Origin of the sequence: Megasphaera hominis (assembly GCF_014269395.1) — a bacterium.
Taxonomy (GTDB): domain Bacteria; phylum Bacillota; class Negativicutes; order Veillonellales; family Megasphaeraceae; genus Megasphaera; species Megasphaera hominis.
In genome coordinates this window covers 87,086-101,442 of record NZ_JACOGK010000006.1, presented here as the reverse complement: position 1 = coordinate 101,442, position 14,357 = coordinate 87,086, and the positions used below count along the sequence as shown (strand labels likewise).

Annotated in this window: 18 protein-coding genes and 1 other annotated feature; of the genes, 15 read left to right on the top strand and 3 right to left on the bottom strand. The window is 51.5% G+C overall.

Translation table 11 applies throughout. The annotated features are described in order from the left end of the window. Positions 1-4 precede the first annotated feature (4 nt). Positions 5-109, top strand: a complete 105-nt coding sequence (locus tag H8J70_RS12820) for an IS3 family transposase (RefSeq protein ID WP_425489114.1) — start codon at positions 5-7, stop codon at positions 107-109. A gap of 111 nt (positions 110-220) precedes the next feature. Here the strand turns inward: H8J70_RS12820 and H8J70_RS03325 are convergent, their stop codons facing one another. From H8J70_RS03325 to H8J70_RS03315, 3 genes are read right to left on the bottom strand one after another with little or no spacing between them, the layout of a single operon-like run. Next, positions 221-691: a hypothetical protein gene (locus H8J70_RS03325; RefSeq protein WP_186502442.1), complete on the bottom strand. Its 471-nt coding sequence runs from the start codon at positions 689-691 to the stop codon at positions 221-223. A gap of 6 nt (positions 692-697) precedes the next feature. Continuing rightward, positions 698-1,426: a DUF1700 domain-containing protein gene (locus H8J70_RS03320; protein WP_186502441.1), complete on the bottom strand. Its 729-nt coding sequence runs from the start codon at positions 1,424-1,426 to the stop codon at positions 698-700. A gap of 6 nt (positions 1,427-1,432) precedes the next feature. After that, positions 1,433-1,714, bottom strand: coding sequence for a hypothetical protein (locus H8J70_RS03315; RefSeq protein WP_186502440.1), 282 nt, complete (start codon positions 1,712-1,714; stop codon positions 1,433-1,435). A 217-nt stretch (positions 1,715-1,931) separates the two neighbouring features. Between H8J70_RS03315 and H8J70_RS03310 the strand changes: the two genes are divergently transcribed. The 14 genes from H8J70_RS03310 to H8J70_RS03245 all read left to right on the top strand — a co-directional run bounded on the left by H8J70_RS03310 (position 1,932) and on the right by H8J70_RS03245 (position 14,164). After that, positions 1,932-2,138 (top strand): DUF951 domain-containing protein, encoded by a 207-nt coding sequence (locus H8J70_RS03310; protein ID WP_186502439.1) that lies wholly within the window; start codon positions 1,932-1,934, stop codon positions 2,136-2,138. 122 nt (positions 2,139-2,260) lie between these two features. Then, the gene (locus H8J70_RS03305; RefSeq protein ID WP_186502438.1) at positions 2,261-3,478 is read left to right on the top strand and encodes an ATP phosphoribosyltransferase regulatory subunit; all 1,218 of its coding nucleotides are present in this window, start codon (positions 2,261-2,263) and stop codon (positions 3,476-3,478) included. A 1-nt stretch (position 3,479) separates the two neighbouring features. Beyond that, positions 3,480-4,112 carry an ATP phosphoribosyltransferase gene (gene hisG / locus H8J70_RS03300; protein WP_186502437.1) on the top strand — a complete coding sequence of 211 codons (633 nt, stop codon included), beginning with the start codon at positions 3,480-3,482 and terminating at the stop codon, positions 4,110-4,112. 29 nt (positions 4,113-4,141) lie between these two features. Then, entirely contained in the window at positions 4,142-5,437 is a 1,296-nt protein-coding gene (gene hisD / locus H8J70_RS03295; RefSeq protein WP_186502436.1) for a histidinol dehydrogenase, read from the top strand. Further along, a complete protein-coding gene (gene hisC / locus H8J70_RS03290; RefSeq protein ID WP_186502435.1) occupies positions 5,427-6,500 on the top strand; it encodes a histidinol-phosphate transaminase in 1,074 nt (357 codons plus the stop codon). The genes hisD and hisC overlap by 11 nt, the downstream gene beginning before the upstream one ends. A gap of 3 nt (positions 6,501-6,503) precedes the next feature. Beyond that, positions 6,504-7,088: an imidazoleglycerol-phosphate dehydratase HisB gene (gene hisB / locus H8J70_RS03285; RefSeq protein WP_186502434.1), complete on the top strand. Its 585-nt coding sequence runs from the start codon at positions 6,504-6,506 to the stop codon at positions 7,086-7,088. Next, positions 7,089-7,706, top strand: a complete 618-nt coding sequence (hisH, locus tag H8J70_RS03280; RefSeq protein WP_186502433.1) for an imidazole glycerol phosphate synthase subunit HisH — start codon at positions 7,089-7,091, stop codon at positions 7,704-7,706. It begins immediately after the preceding gene. 4 nt (positions 7,707-7,710) lie between these two features. Next, the gene (hisA, locus tag H8J70_RS03275) at positions 7,711-8,427 is read left to right on the top strand and encodes a 1-(5-phosphoribosyl)-5-[(5-phosphoribosylamino)methylideneamino]imidazole-4-carboxamide isomerase (RefSeq protein WP_186502432.1); all 717 of its coding nucleotides are present in this window, start codon (positions 7,711-7,713) and stop codon (positions 8,425-8,427) included. Position 8,428: 1 nt separating this feature from the next. Further along, positions 8,429-9,193: an imidazole glycerol phosphate synthase subunit HisF gene (hisF, locus tag H8J70_RS03270; RefSeq protein WP_186502431.1), complete on the top strand. Its 765-nt coding sequence runs from the start codon at positions 8,429-8,431 to the stop codon at positions 9,191-9,193. Next, positions 9,190-9,909: a bifunctional phosphoribosyl-AMP cyclohydrolase/phosphoribosyl-ATP diphosphatase HisIE gene (gene hisIE, locus H8J70_RS03265; protein WP_186502430.1), complete on the top strand. Its 720-nt coding sequence runs from the start codon at positions 9,190-9,192 to the stop codon at positions 9,907-9,909. Before hisF ends, hisIE begins: the two co-directional genes overlap by 4 nt. Before the next feature lie 11 nt (positions 9,910-9,920). After that, complete coding sequence (locus H8J70_RS03260) at positions 9,921-11,045, top strand: HAD family hydrolase (RefSeq protein WP_186502429.1); 1,125 nt, start codon at positions 9,921-9,923, stop codon at positions 11,043-11,045. A 27-nt stretch (positions 11,046-11,072) separates the two neighbouring features. Then, positions 11,073-12,014 (top strand): 3-hydroxyacyl-CoA dehydrogenase family protein, encoded by a 942-nt coding sequence (locus H8J70_RS03255; protein WP_186502428.1) that lies wholly within the window; start codon positions 11,073-11,075, stop codon positions 12,012-12,014. Positions 12,015-12,146: 132 nt separating this feature from the next. Continuing rightward, positions 12,147-12,388, top strand: a binding site (T-box leader). Positions 12,389-12,428: 40 nt separating this feature from the next. Then, positions 12,429-13,289, top strand: a complete 861-nt coding sequence (locus H8J70_RS03250; protein ID WP_186502427.1) for a 4Fe-4S dicluster domain-containing protein — start codon at positions 12,429-12,431, stop codon at positions 13,287-13,289. A 41-nt stretch (positions 13,290-13,330) separates the two neighbouring features. Beyond that, positions 13,331-14,164 carry a MetQ/NlpA family ABC transporter substrate-binding protein gene (locus H8J70_RS03245; RefSeq protein ID WP_186502426.1) on the top strand — a complete coding sequence of 278 codons (834 nt, stop codon included), beginning with the start codon at positions 13,331-13,333 and terminating at the stop codon, positions 14,162-14,164. Positions 14,165-14,357 lie beyond the last annotated feature (193 nt).

Sequence of the window (14,357 nt, the reverse complement as noted above, 5' to 3'; positions counted from 1 at the left end):
TGCAATGATTGAAGATTACATTGGCTATTACAATACTAAGCGTTTACAGAGAAAACTGGGTGTAGTAACCCCGATGGAAAAGCACAATAACTATTACGTGGCAGCATAAAAACTGCCACCGGATATCGGTGGCAGTAATAAGTACATGTTTTATTTTTTGCTCTGTCTACTTGACGGGGAGCGGTTCATTTTTAGCCTGACCGGGCTTTTGTTATAGGCCTTAGCGCGTAGAGGTACTCGTATCGCTTGCCTTTGGTGTAGTCGTCGTTTGTTTCTGTGTTTGCCGTTTCTGAATTTCCTGCTTCTTTTCCTGGATTTCCTGTTCTAAGCGGTTCTTGGCTTCAGAAAGCTGTTCGCGCCGTCGTTCGGCAATGGCGGCGTCTTCTTTTTCTTTGGCTGCTGCCGCTTCTTCTTTAGCGGCTTTTTCTTCCTGCTGCTTTTCCAAATCACCAAACTGGCCTTTGAATTCAGCTTTGTAGATAGCGGCCCGGTCGGGATAAAGCAGACACAGGCGGTTGAGCAGGACCAGCTTGTTTTTATCATCCAGGGTGCCCGTTGACTTCATGGTTTGGTACGTGCTGTAATAGGCCAGCCATTGTTTCATAGGCAGGGCATCGCTGCTTTCATAGGCGCTGAGGCCCATAAAAGCAAACACGCCAGAGAGAAACAGGCAAAGTAAGGTTTTGAGCACAACGTATTACCTCCTTCCCCGGGCTGCGGCATGGCAAGCAGAACTTGCCGCACTGGCTGCCAGGCCTGCAAAAAGAAGGGCAAGAATAGTGAAAATAATCGTTTTTAAGGATAAAGGGGGAATGGGAACGAGACCAAAAAAGAGATACGTTGGCATAATGAACATAAAGAGGCCTGCCATAACGGCCATGAGCAGGACGGCATAGAGGATGCCGCTGAGCAACGTAAAGAGTGTTCCCAGCAGGCTAAAGACAGGGCGTAAGACCGTACTGCCTGCTTTAGCCAGACCGTCGTTATCGGACCAGGTAAAGGTGTCGCTTTTGTCGTTTCCGAAACGGCGGGCACGGCGGCGTGACGGCGCCGCTCTACGGGCGCTGTCTCTTTCTGCCGGGGCTGCAGGAGCTTCTGTGCGATAGTATTGCTGGCTCTGCTGGCGCCGGCGTAAGAGGTCTTCATCCTTTTCCCAATCGTAAGGCTCCCGCTTGGGACGACGGCGTGCGTCAAAGTCATCGTTAGGCAGACGGGGATTGTCTTCGGGAACAATAGGCTTGCCCATATAATAGCGGTAAATATTCTTTGGCGAACCGAGCTTAACGCATATTTCTTCTTCTGATTTTCCCTCTTTCGCACCTAACCGGAACTGTTCTTCACAGTCTTCGATGATCCCTTTCAGGTCATCCTTGTCAGCCTTGCGGAAATAATATTTCAAGAGATCCATAAATTCAGACTTTCGCATAACCACTTACCTCTGTTTCGTCATGTATTCCTCATATAGCTGGTGATATTTTGCGCCCCATTGCCAAGCGGCTACACCGATGATCATGATCGCGATGATGATTATAAAAATAGCAGCTGTAGGCAAGGAGGATAAAAACGCGACAGATGCCAAGGGGGGCTTTTCCATGGCAATGCAAAAGGCCACCCAGGCGAGGAGGGCGACACAGGCTACAGAACAGCAGCCACCCAGCGTATACAGGAACAGGAAGGCTGTCCGGCAGGTTTTAGGTTCAGGCAATTGTGACATCGGTATACCTCCGAATTATACAAAGTAATCAGCCGGGCCGGCGGCCATACGAGCCGGGCCCATAGCCTTATATTTCTTATACTATCACATAACGCAGGGAGTGACTAGGGCAGGCCTGTTTCTGCCCTTGCACGGCACGTACATTTGAAGTAACATAAACGTATAGCCGGTTGTACGGCAGAGACTGCCGGCAGCCGCAAATAAGGAGGTAGATGGCATGGCTGATTTTGTACGCTACCACATAGGCGATGTGGTTCAATTAAAAAAAGCACATCCCTGTGGTTCAAATGAATGGGAAGTATTGCGCATAGGGGTTGACTTTGTCATCCGTTGTTGTGGCTGTGGCCACCGGGTTATGGTGCCCCGGCCAAAGTTTGAAAAATCCGTAAAAAAAATCATCCATTCTGCGGCAGCAGAGGAATGAATAATTTTTGTAAAACCCCTTTTTATTTATTTCCGTATGTGGTACAATTTTAAACGGCAATACTTTACTTTAGTAAAGCAATAAAGAGATAAAGAAGTCTGGCTTACAAGGGGTGTATAGACATGCTCAGTAATACATTAGATGGAGTGAAGATGCTTCATCACGACGAAATGCGTAATTATGACCGGATTCAGAGCAAACTCACGACAGTGATCATGAGTCATGGCTGTAAGATTATTGAAACGCCCAGCTTTGAAGATTACGATGTGTACCAGCATTATTTTCCCCAGCTGCGGCAACAGATGGTCAAAACCATCGACACGGACGGACGCGTTCTCGTATTGCGGCCGGACGTGACGGTACCGCTCGTCGAGACGGCTGCCCGGGAATTTCCCCGTTCAAATCAGCTGCTGAAATTCGGCTATGTCAGTACGGTCTTCCGTGAATATTTCGGCCGTTCTACGTACGGCAAGGATTTCCTTCAAGGAGGGGTGGAAATCCTCGGTGATGCCAGTCCGGAGTGCGATGGTGAAGTCATCGTGATCGCAGCAGAAATACTGAAGGCCCTCGGTGTAGATAACGTCCGCATCGACATCGGCACGGCGGCCTATACACAGGCTCTCTTCAGCAGCCTGCCGCTGGAAGAAAAAGAAAAGAGTACACTGCGCGGATATATGGCCGAACGCAACCTGGTGGCTTTTGGCCGCTATCTTTCCGGATTGAGCCTGAACAGTGAAGCGAAGAATGCCTTAGAAGCCATTCCTGTCCTGTTTGGGCCGTACAGTGAAACGCTGGCTAAGGCCCGGACGCTTTGTATCAACAGCGGCATGCGCAATGCCCTGGCACGTCTCGAAAAGACCTACGAGTACATCCGGGCTGCAGGCTATGCAGATATGGTACAGCTCGACTTTGGCTTTGCCAGCCAGCTGGATTACTATACGGATATGGTCTTTAAGGTCTATGTCGATGGGGCCCTGTACGATGTCATCGATGGCGGCCGTTATGATTCTCTTTCGGCTCAATTTGGTGTCGACCGGCCGGCGTGCGGCTTTGGCATGAACATTAATCTGCTGTATGAATTCATGAGTGACGCCGGGCTTTTGGAGGATACAGAACCGAGCTTTCAGCTGGCCATCTCGTATGCAGCCAGTGACGCCAGGCTCATACAGGATTTAGGCTGCTGGCGGTCCCAGGGGTTCCGCGTTGCGGCGTATCCCGATGCGTCCTTTATCGACAGTGCTGATTACAGTATTCATGCCGTATACCGGAATGGCGCCTACTATAAAGATGGCAGGGAATTAAGCGCTTTAGACCTGGAAAACATGATGAGGGGGCTTTAAGATGGCAATTCACATCGCCCTGGCCAAAGGGCGCATTCATAAAGTAGTCATGAAATACCTGAAGGAAAGCGGCTATGATTTTCCGACCTATACGGAAGAAAGCCGGAAGCTGATTTTTGAAGACGCCAGTGGCAGCTTGAAAGTGACGCTGGTCAAATCACCGGATGTGGCCGTCTATGTCGAACGGGGGGCTGCCGATATTGGCATCGTCGGCGAAGATGTCCTCATTGAGGATAATGCCGGCGCCAAGGTCTATGAAGTACTCGATATCGGCATTGGCCGCTGTAATATGGCCGTTGCCGGCGTAAAGGGTAAAACTGTGGATATGTCCAAGCGGATTACGGTCGGTACGAAATACCCGCGTATTGCCCGCCGTTATTTTGAGCAAAACCATCACAGTGTCGATATTATCAAGCTGAATGGTTCTGTCGAACTGGCACCGTTGGTGGGCTTGTCCGATGTGATCGTCGATATCGTCGAAACGGGTAATACCCTGCGGGCGAACGGCCTGGAAGTGCTCGAATACTTCATGGATTTCAGTGCCCGCATGATTTGTAATCCCGTTTCCTTTAAACTAAAGTATCAGGAAATCAGCACACTCATTGAAGTCATCAAACAGAACGAAATTAAATAATTCGACTGGGGAAGAGAGGCAATACTACTATGGAATGGATAGAAGTACCGGCACAGGGCTTAAGCTTACGGGAAATCCGTCAGATTACAAGCCGCAGCCAAAGTGAAGATAATGCAATTCGCAAAAGCGTAGAAGCTATTTTGACGGCCGTACAGGAACAAGGGGATGCGGCTGTACGGGCGCTGACGGAGCAGTTTGATGGCGTACGCCTGACGGAGTTTCGCGTGACTCCTGCAGAAATCGCTGCTGCTGTGGAAACGGTCGGTCCGGACTTTATGCAGGTCCTGACGACGGCCCGGGACAATATCAAAGCCTATCATGAACGGCAGATCCAGGATTCGTGGTTTGATACCTTCCGTGACGGCGTGAAACTCGGTGCTCGCTATACGCCTATTCAGCGTGTCGGCGTGTATGTACCAGGCGGTACGGCAGCCTATCCTTCGACAGTGCTCATGGATACGGTTCCGGCGGCTGTAGCCGGTGTTCCCTCCATTGCCGTCTTTACACCGCCGGCTAAGGACGGCTCTGTCAATCCGTATATCCTGGCGGCTGCACACGTGGCCGGTGCCACAGAAATCTATAAGGTCGGTGGTGCCCAGAGTATTGCTGCTGCGGCGTATGGCACAGAAAGTATTCCCCCGGTCTTTAAGATCGTCGGTCCTGGCAATGCCTATGTTGCCATGGCGAAACGGCTGGTTTTTGGTACCGTAGGCATCGATATGATTGCCGGCCCCAGTGAAGTCGGTATCCTGGCAGATGAACAGGCGAACCCTGCCTGGGTAGCTGCCGACCTCCTGGCCCAGGCCGAACACGATCGCCGGGCCGCTGTGTTCCTGGCTACGCCGAGTGCGGCCTTTGCCGGAGCAGTAGAGCAGGAAGTGGAACGGCAGCTGGAAGAACTGCCGCGCAAAGAAATCGCCGCTGCCTCCATTAAGGATCACGGCAAGATTTTTATTACAGCTGACCGCAGCCAGGCTATTGAAATCATGAATCTCATCGCACCAGAACATTTGGAAATCGATTTCCCCATGCCCGAACAATATATACCACAAATCATCAATGCCGGAGCCATTTTCCTCGGGCCCTATACGCCGGAACCGATTGGTGATTACTTTGCCGGTCCGAATCACACCTTGCCGACGATGGGCACAGCCGCTTTCTCGTCGCCCTTAGGAGTGTATGACTTCGTCAAGAGAAGCAGTCTTTTGTCCTACAGCAAGCAGGCCTTTGACGCCGTCGCCGATCAGGTCATGCAGTTTGCCGAAGTAGAAGGCCTGCAGGCTCACGGCCGGGCTGTAAAAAGGAGAGTTGAAAATGGAAAATAAATGGCTCCGCGACACGATTCGCGATTTTGAACCCTATAAAGTACCGGAGATTCAGGAACATACCATCATCAATGCCAATGAAAGTCCGTACAACATCCTCGATTTTCCGTCCGTCAAGCAGGACTTCTACGCCGGCCTGGAAAAACTGCCAAGCTACCGCTATCCCGATCCTTTTGCCGAAGACCTGCGCCGCGCTCTTAGTGAATACGCAGGCTGCAGGCCCGAAGAAATTCTGGCTACCAATGGCGGTGACGAAATTATCAACCTCATCCTCAATACCTTTATTAATCTCGGCGACCAGGTCCTGACGCATAGTCCGACCTTCGACGTCTACGGCATTGATGCGGCGGTCTTAGGCGGCCGTATGCTCTACTGCCCCGATGAAGACGGCTTTGTCCGCAACGCCAGTGCCTTCAAGCAGATGATTGTGGAAAACCAGCCCAAGGTGACCATCATTTGCAACCCCAATAACCCGACAGGTCACATTTGGCCCACGTCGGTCATTGAAGAATTTGTCCGGGCCGCCCATAATATCGTCGTTGTCGACGAAGCATATTTGGAATTTGCCAATCAGGAAAGCGTCATCCCATTGATTGAAAAATATGAAAACCTCATCGTCATCCGTACCCTTTCCAAGGCCTTTGGTTTGGCAGGCTTCCGCTTAGGCTACGGCGTGGCCCGGGCCGATATGATCGATGCCTTGTCCCTGACCAAGCTCAGTTATAACCTCAATAGTGTAACCCAGCTCATGGGGATCGTCGCCATGCGTCACCGTGACGAAGTTCTCGGCCACAACGTACCACCGACGATTGAAAACCGGGAATACCTGGAAGAAAATCTGAATGCCCTGCCTGGCGTAACTGCCTATCCCAGTGCGTCAAACTTTATCCTCGTGCGCGTGCCTGACGGGCCGGCCCTGATCCAGGCCTTGAAGCAGGCAGATATCTGTGTCCGCTTTTACGGGGCGCCCAGCCTTAAAAACTGTATTCGTATTTCCGTTACGACACGGGACGTAGCTGACCGGCTGCTGACAGTCTTCCGTGCGCTTATGAAGGGGGAATAAACCATGCGTAATGCACAGGTGAACAGGGAAACGGCAGAAACGCAGATTGCCATTTCCTTAGAGCTTGATGGAGACGGTACTTTTGTCGGTGCTACGGGCATTGGCTTTCTCGACCATATGCTCAACCTCCTGGCCTGCCACGGCGGCATGGACATGTCCCTCCACGTGCACGGCGATCTCGATGTCGATACGCACCACACCGTAGAGGATTTGGCCATCGTCCTGGGGGACGCCCTGACACAGGCCTTGGGTGACAAAAAAGGGATTAATCGCTATGGCCTGTTTTACTGCCCTATGGACGAAGCCCTGACGCGGGTCGTCGTCGACCTCAGCGGCCGTCCGTACTTGGTGAATAATGTCAAGCTGCAGGTAGAACGCATTGGTGATTTCGAAACGGAAATGCTCCAGGAATTTCTCTACGCCCTGGCCGTGCATGGCAAGATGAATCTGCACGTGACCAATCTCTATGGCGTGAATGCCCATCATATTGTAGAATCCGTATTCAAGGCCTTGGGCCATGCACTAAAAGAAGCTGTACGCATTGAAGGGAATGCAGACAGCGTACTTTCTACTAAAGGGGTGCTCTAATTGAAAATAGCGATCATCGATTATGAAATCGGCAATTTGGCCAACGTCTATAATGCCTGGCGCCGCCTGGGCCAGGATCCGGTCATTACGCGTGATCCTCAGGTCATCCGCGAGGCAGCGCTCGTCGAGCTGCCCGGCGTCGGCGCCATCCGTGATGCCATGGCGAATTTGCAAAAGTTCGACCTCATTCCGCTCCTGCAGGAAGAGGTCAAGGCAGGCAAGTTTTTCATGGGCGTTTGTTTAGGCATGCACGCCTTGTTCGAACGGGATTTTGAAGGGGGCACGTACGACTGCCTGGGCTTTTTGCCGGGCGACGTCGTTCCCTTTGAAACGAAACTCAAGGTACCCCACATGGGCTGGAACGAACTGGAATTTCGTAAGGCCAATCACTGGCTGCGCCAGGGGCTGCCGGCACATCCCTATGTGTATTTTGTCCATTCCTATCATAAATCACCGGCAGATACGCCCGATGTCATTGCTACGGCAGAATACGACGGACCTGTACCGGCTATTTGCGGTATCGATAATGTCCTGGGGATGCAGTTTCACCCGGAAAAAAGCGGCCGCGTAGGAGCACAACTCTTGCAGAACGTAGTCGACTACGTTCAGAAAGGATAAACACATGATCGTATTACCTGCTATTGATATACAAGGCGGTCACGCCGTCCGTCTGCGCCAAGGCGTAGAATCGGACAGTACGAAATATTTTGATGATCCCGTGGAAGCAGCCCTGCAATGGGCCGAAGGCGGCGCGCAGTTCCTGCATGTCGTCGATTTGGACGGTGCTTTTACGGGCAGCCGTTGCAATGCCCAGGTCATCGGCAAGATTTGTGATGCCGTGGATATTCCCGTCGAAGTAGGCGGCGGCATTCGCAGCGAAGAAGCCATTACGGCCTATCTCGATCAGGGCGTGGCCCGCGTCATCATCGGCTCCAAAGCGGCAGAAGATGAAGCCTTCATCCGGGAGATGGCAAAAAAATACGGCTCAGAGCTCGTCGTTTCGATTGACGCCAAGGGCGATACAGTAACGACCAAGGGATGGGTGGCCGGCAGTGATAAAAAGGTCTTGCCCTTTGCATCCTTTCTCATTTCCATTGGCCTGCGCACTCTGGTATATACCGATATCAGCCGCGATGGTATGCTCACAGGACCGAATTTCTCCATGCTGGAACAACTGCAGCGCCTGCCCTATATCCGCCTCATTGCCTCTGGCGGCATGAGCAGCATAGACGATCTGAAAACCTTGCAGGCCATGGGCATTTACGGTGCCATTACGGGCAAGGCCTTGTATGAAGGCCGCATTACGATGGAACAAATCCGGGAACTGGAGGCAGAGTAAGATGCTGGCAAAACGTATTGTACCTTGCCTGGATGTGCGCGATGGCCGCGTCGTCAAGGGCAAACAATTTAAGAATATCCAGGATGTCGATGATCCCGTAAAGCTGGGCAAGTATTATTCCGACCAGCTGGCCGACGAATTGGTCTTTTACGATATTACGGCGTCCTATGAAAAACGAAACATCTTCATCGATGTCGTCCGCGCCGTAGCCGAAGCGATTAACATCCCCTTTACGATCGGTGGCGGTATCCGTACGGTCGATGATTTTCATCAGGTCCTGCGGGCCGGCGCCGACAAGGTGTCTGTCAATTCCGCTGCTGTACGGCGGCCGGAACTGATCCGGGAAGCGGCAGAACGCTATGGCAGCCAGTGCGTAGTCCTCTCCATCGATGCGAAAAAAGATGGCCAGGGCAGCTGGCAAGTCTATGTCGATGGCGGCCGCAAGAATACGGGTCTCGACGTCATGGCATGGGCTAAGCAGGGCGTGGCCCTGGGGGCCGGTGAAATCTGCATCAATTCTATGGACGCTGATGGTGAAAAGACCGGTTTTGACCTGCAGCTCAACCACGCCTTGTCGGCGGCGCTGCCCGTACCGATTATTGCCTCCGGCGGTGCCGGTACGATGCAGGATTTTAAGGCTGTCTTTGATGCCGGTGCTGATGCGGCCCTGGCTGCTTCTGTGTTCCATTTTGGACAGATCAGCATACCGGAACTGAAAACGTATTTGCAGGGCCAGGGCATTCCCATGAGAGGAGCTGAAGAATGATGGAATTCGTCAATATAAAAGAGATTGCTTTTGATAAAAACGGTCTCGTCCCGGCTGTCGTGCAGGAAGCACGCAGCGGCAAGGTGCTCATGGTAGCCTATATGAATTCCGAATCGCTGCAAAAGACGATCGAAACGGGACGGACGTGGTTCTACAGCCGCAGCCGCCAAAAACTTTGGAATAAGGGCGAAGAGTCCGGACACTTTCAGGAAGTACGGGAAATATCCGTCGACTGCGATGCCGATACGCTTCTCATCCAGGTTGACCAGACCGGTGCAGCCTGCCATACAGGCCACAAAACATGTTTCTTCCGGGGCCTGGGCGGTACGGAAGATAAGGAATATACAGGCAGCCTGACCATTCTTTCCGATTTACAGGATGAGATCAAAGAAAAGCGGCAGCATCCGACGGAAAAATCCTATACGGCATACCTCTTAGAAACCGGTATCGATAAAATTGGCAAGAAAATCGGTGAAGAAGCGTCCGAGGTCATCATAGCCGGTAAAAATGCCGATTGGGCCGTAGCGGATAAAACGGAAAAGGGTGCTGCGCTGCGGGACGAAGTGTGCAAGGAATCGGCCGATTTGCTCTATCACCTGGCCGTACTTTGGGAAAAAACGGGCGTTGGCGTCAACGATGTCATGGCCGTATTAGAAGCGCGAAGCCATGTGAAAGGCAATAAAAAAACAGTAGGTCATTTGGATAAGACATTTTAGAGGCGAACAAAATGAAGAAAGTAATATTTGATGTAGATGGCGTACTTCTTAGCGAAGCCCGTTACTTTGATGTATCGGCACTGACCCTTTGGGAATGGTTTTACAGTCCGGCCTATATGGGACTGCCAGGGGAACAGGTTCATGCCGATTTGACAGAAGAAGAAATCAAGGCCTTGCGGGCCCGCTTTTGGAAAAATGATGAAATCCTGTTTTGGTTAAAAAGCCATGGCGTAAATGACAACTGGGATATGGTCCATGCCGTCCTCTTTGTGAGCCTTTGGATGATGCTCGAACAATATGCAGCGACAGTAGGCCAAATCCGGCACCTGTCCTTTGATTCCCTGCGCGGCGTCCGCCTGGCCGGTATTTTACTGCGCTCCTGCTCTGTGCCTGAAGCAGGCCAGGTATTGGACGTGTTGCAGGAAACAGTACCGCCTTCGGCAGGGAAAAATGAACTCTTTACAGCCTTGCAGGAGGCAGCCGCCCAATCGACGGCAGGGGCGGCTATTGCGCCCTATGCAGATCTTAATTCACCTCTGTGGCAGCTTCACATGGATTGCTTCCAGAATTGGTATTTTGGTGACGAATTATATAAAAAAACGTATGGCAGGGATCCGGTTGCTCCGGGAAAAACAGGCTTTTTGGCGCGGGAAAAGCCCTTGGCTCCGGCGGCAGATATTTTAGCCCTTTTCCGGGAACTCAAACGGCGGGGCTACGCTATCGCCATTGCTACGGGCCGTTCCTATTGGGAAATGAAGATCCCCTTTGAAACCTTCGGCTGGCTGGCTGAATTTGACCCGCTCTACATCTCTACGTCTACAGATGTAGACGAAGCAGAAGAGATGCTTCATCAGTCCCTGGATAAGCCCAATCCCTTTGCCTATTATTTAGGCGCGTTTGGTCATTTTCCGGAAAAATATGCAGCGTATGTAGCCAATCCGGATGCTTTTAAAGAAGGGCAGTATTACGTCGTAGGCGATTCCCTGGCCGACGTTTGGGGTGCCAAAGCCATGGGGGCTGTCATGATTGGCACCTTGACGGGCCTAGAAAAGGAAAACGCCCGGCACATGTTTGAACGGGAAGGCGTAACCCATGTCGTCGACACGGTTACGGATATTTTGTCGATTTTAGAGTGATACAGAAAAAAGAAGGTGGCACGTTTTATGGAACAAACCGTTGTAATTGCCGGTTCCGGCATTATGGGCGCTTCCCTGGCACAGGTATATGCCGGCGGTGGCTGGAAAACCCTCGTCTGGTGCCGTTCACAGGCTTCGGCCGACCGCTGCAGCCAGTTAATCGACCTTAACCAGTCGACCATGGTGCAGACAGGCATGCTGACTCAGGCTGAATCGGATGACTTGCGTCATCGTATTCAATACAGCTTTGATGAATCCGTCTTTGCAGAACCACAGGTGGATTTGATTTTGGAAACCATCGTCGAAGACCTGGCCATTAAGCAGGAATTTTTAAGCCGTATTTCCCGTCTGGCCTCGCCGTCCGTACTCATGGCAACGAATACATCGGGCCTTTCGATTACCAGCCGGGCCGCCGGTATGTCCCATAAGGAACGGTTCATGGGGCAGCATTGGCTGAACCCGCCCCACTTAATCCCCTTGTGCGAATTAGTCAGTGGGGCAGAAACGGCGCCGCAGACGGTAGAGAAAATGCAGGCCATTGTCTTGGGACTGGGGAAACACCCCGTTTGTGTCCGCGATATTCCCGGCTTTATCGTCAACCGCCTGCAATACGCCTTATTGCGGGAAGCCCTGCATATCCTGGATATAGACGCTGCGTCTGTCGAAGACATCGATGCCGTATTTAAATACGGCATGGGCCTGCGCTTAGCGGCTGTAGGCCAGCTTTCGGTTGTCGATTTTAACGGTGTCGATGTGTTCGATAAAGTGACGAAATATCTCTTCCCTGATCTCGATACGTCTGTGAGCAGTCCCAGACTGGATCAGATGGTAGAAAAGGGCTATTGCGGCGTTAAAGCCGGCCGCGGCTTCTATGATTATAGTGGCGATAAGGCAGAAAAGGCCATCCGTCAGCGCGACGAAGCGTATATCCGCCTGGCTAAATGCCTGTACGGTCCTAACAAAGACTGAGTGATTGAACGACGAAACTTGTTCTACTGTAAAAACCGCATACAACATCCCATAAAAAAAATAATGGTAGAATTTTATTCTAAAATATCTTGACAGCAGAGGCCCGCCATGATAGACTAACTCCAACGCATATAGCAGGCGATGAAGAGAAGAGTACAAAAGAGGAAGCGTTACAGAGAGTCTCAGCAGGTGAAATGAGATACGTCTAGTCTTTTGGAAGATGGCCTCTGAGCTGATTAGCTGAATGATTAAGCTGTCCGGGTGCACCCGTTATCGTGCCAGGGTATTCAAGGCTGCGGCCTGCGTACCTGCAGAGGTCGGTCCCGTAAGGGATTGATGAAATTGGGTGGTAACACGGTACTTCCGTCCCTTATGGGGCGGAAGTTTTTTTATTTGTATCACAGGGGGAACACGATGAGTACAACAAAAGGAACAACAAAACAACTGGCAAGAGGACCATTAAAGCAATTGATCAAGCGGCAGGCTAAGCAGTTAGGTGCCAACCTGATCGGCTTTGCTTCTGTAGACCGCTGGCCGGAGCAACAGGAAGTGAAGCCGGAATACTGGCCCCAGTCTATTTGGCCGTGGAGCCGTACGGTCATTTCACTGGGCGTCCAGATTTATTTGCCCATGATCGAAACGACGCCGTCTGTCGTCTATTCGGAATGTTACAATACGACGAACCGCATTCTTGATGAGATTGCCTATCGCCTGGCTAATAAGCTGAATCAGCTTGGCTATCGGGCCCATTGGTTTCCCCGTGATTGTTATGGGGATATTTCGGTCCTCGTAAAAAAACAGGAGGCTGCCTTTTCTCATGTCTTTGCCGGAAAATACGCCGGCCTGGGAACGCTGGGCCTGAATCATACGCTGCTGACGAAGGAATATGGGCCCCGGGTCCGGCTCGTTTCAGTCATTACCGATGCCGATGTCGTTCCTGATGAGCTGGTCAAAGACGATTTATGCATCCGCTGCCAGCAGTGCGTGCGCAACTGTCCTACAGAGGCCTTTACGCCGCGCAGTGACCGGCTCATAGCCGACATGGCTAAGACCCGCTGTGCCGGCTATCATCAGAAATTAAAGAATGAATTTCGCTATCCCTGCGGCGTCTGCATTGCCGTATGCCCCATTGGGGAAGACCGCAAGCTCTACGGTGCCCATTCCGTAACGGAAGCGGGTAAAGAGCATTGTCAAAACTTTGGTTCTGCCAATGCGGTAGCCGGACTGCCTGTGCCGGAAGATGCGCAGCAGATTATTGATACGACGATTCGCTGATCTTATTTAACTCATATATAGCGTAAACGGAGGAATTCATCATGAAGAAAAACGTAAAAAAGATACTTGCTGTTGCTTTAGCTGCAGTGGCCTTGGGAAGCTTTCTGGCAGGCTGCGGTACAGATACCGATAAAGGCGCTGCTACGGCAGAAAAGAAAGTGGTTACTGTCGGGGTCAACCCCGGTTCCGGAGAACAGATTATGGAACAAGTAGCTAAGGTAGCTGCAAAGGATGGGCTCGATGTGAAGGTAAAGGTATTTTCCGATTACATTACGCCCGATAAGGCCTTGGCGGACGGCGATATTGATTTGAACTCCTATCAGCATCTGCCGTTCCTCAAGACCTTTAATGAAAAAAATCACACAGATCTCGTATCCATTGGCGATACGTATTTAGCGCCTATTGCCTTGTACTCGCATAAGTACAAGAATATCAGTGATGTCCCTGACGGAGCTGCCATTGCCATTCCTAATGATCCCAATAATGGCAGCCGGGCACTCCTCTTGCTCAGTAAACAAGGCTGGATTACACTCCGTGCCGGCGCCGATCCGACGAAGCTGACCGTACAGGATATCGTAGCCAATCCGAAGAATATCCAGCTTACAGAGCTCGAAGCCGGTCAGCTGCCGCGCTCCCTTGATGATACGGCCGGTTCGGTTATCAATGCCGGCTATGCGATTGCAGCGAAGATTCCCGTTACAGACCGCATTGCGACAGAAGATGATACGAGCCCGTATGTAAACGTCATCGCCGCCCGGGCGAAGGACAAAGACAATCCGGCGTACCAGAAATTCGTCAAAGCCTTCCAGTCGCCGGAAGTACGGCAATATATTGAAGAAAATTTCAAGGGTGAACTAATACCGGCCTGGAAATAACCTGCGCCTGACAAGGATGCCCTTTTCTGAGGGGGAGCGGGCATCCCTGACAACCGCCGGCAGCCTTTGTGTGCCGGCGGTTGTTTTTTTATGCCTTCACCAGGCACTGCCGTTCTTGACAGTGTTTCTGGAATTACCTATAATAGTACAAGTAAATTTATGTAATGTTGGCTGATTTCACCTGAGGAATCAG

Excerpts from the sequence above, each read along its gene's own strand:
- H8J70_RS03315 (WP_186502440.1), bottom strand. The coding sequence starts at position 1,714 with ATGTCACAATTGCCTGAACCTAAAACCTGCCGGACAGCCTTCCTGTTC.
- hisIE (WP_186502430.1), top strand. The coding sequence starts at position 9,190 with ATGATGGAATTCGTCAATATAAAAGAGATTGCTTTTGATAAAAACGGT.
- hisD (WP_186502436.1), top strand. The coding sequence starts at position 4,142 with ATGGAATGGATAGAAGTACCGGCACAGGGCTTAAGCTTACGGGAAATC.
- H8J70_RS03250 (WP_186502427.1), top strand. The coding sequence starts at position 12,429 with ATGAGTACAACAAAAGGAACAACAAAACAACTGGCAAGAGGACCATTA.
- H8J70_RS03245 (WP_186502426.1), top strand. The coding sequence starts at position 13,331 with ATGAAGAAAAACGTAAAAAAGATACTTGCTGTTGCTTTAGCTGCAGTG.
- hisG (WP_186502437.1), top strand. The coding sequence starts at position 3,480 with ATGGCAATTCACATCGCCCTGGCCAAAGGGCGCATTCATAAAGTAGTC.
- H8J70_RS03260 (WP_186502429.1), top strand. The coding sequence starts at position 9,921 with ATGAAGAAAGTAATATTTGATGTAGATGGCGTACTTCTTAGCGAAGCC.
- H8J70_RS03310 (WP_186502439.1), top strand. The coding sequence starts at position 1,932 with ATGGCTGATTTTGTACGCTACCACATAGGCGATGTGGTTCAATTAAAA.
- H8J70_RS03320 (WP_186502441.1), bottom strand. The coding sequence starts at position 1,426 with ATGCGAAAGTCTGAATTTATGGATCTCTTGAAATATTATTTCCGCAAG.
- H8J70_RS03255 (WP_186502428.1), top strand. The coding sequence starts at position 11,073 with ATGGAACAAACCGTTGTAATTGCCGGTTCCGGCATTATGGGCGCTTCC.
- hisB (WP_186502434.1), top strand. The coding sequence starts at position 6,504 with ATGCGTAATGCACAGGTGAACAGGGAAACGGCAGAAACGCAGATTGCC.
- hisF (WP_186502431.1), top strand. The coding sequence starts at position 8,429 with ATGCTGGCAAAACGTATTGTACCTTGCCTGGATGTGCGCGATGGCCGC.
- H8J70_RS03305 (WP_186502438.1), top strand. The coding sequence starts at position 2,261 with ATGCTCAGTAATACATTAGATGGAGTGAAGATGCTTCATCACGACGAA.
- H8J70_RS12820 (WP_425489114.1), top strand. The coding sequence starts at position 5 with ATGATTGAAGATTACATTGGCTATTACAATACTAAGCGTTTACAGAGA.
- hisC (WP_186502435.1), top strand. The coding sequence starts at position 5,427 with ATGGAAAATAAATGGCTCCGCGACACGATTCGCGATTTTGAACCCTAT.
- hisA (WP_186502432.1), top strand. The coding sequence starts at position 7,711 with ATGATCGTATTACCTGCTATTGATATACAAGGCGGTCACGCCGTCCGT.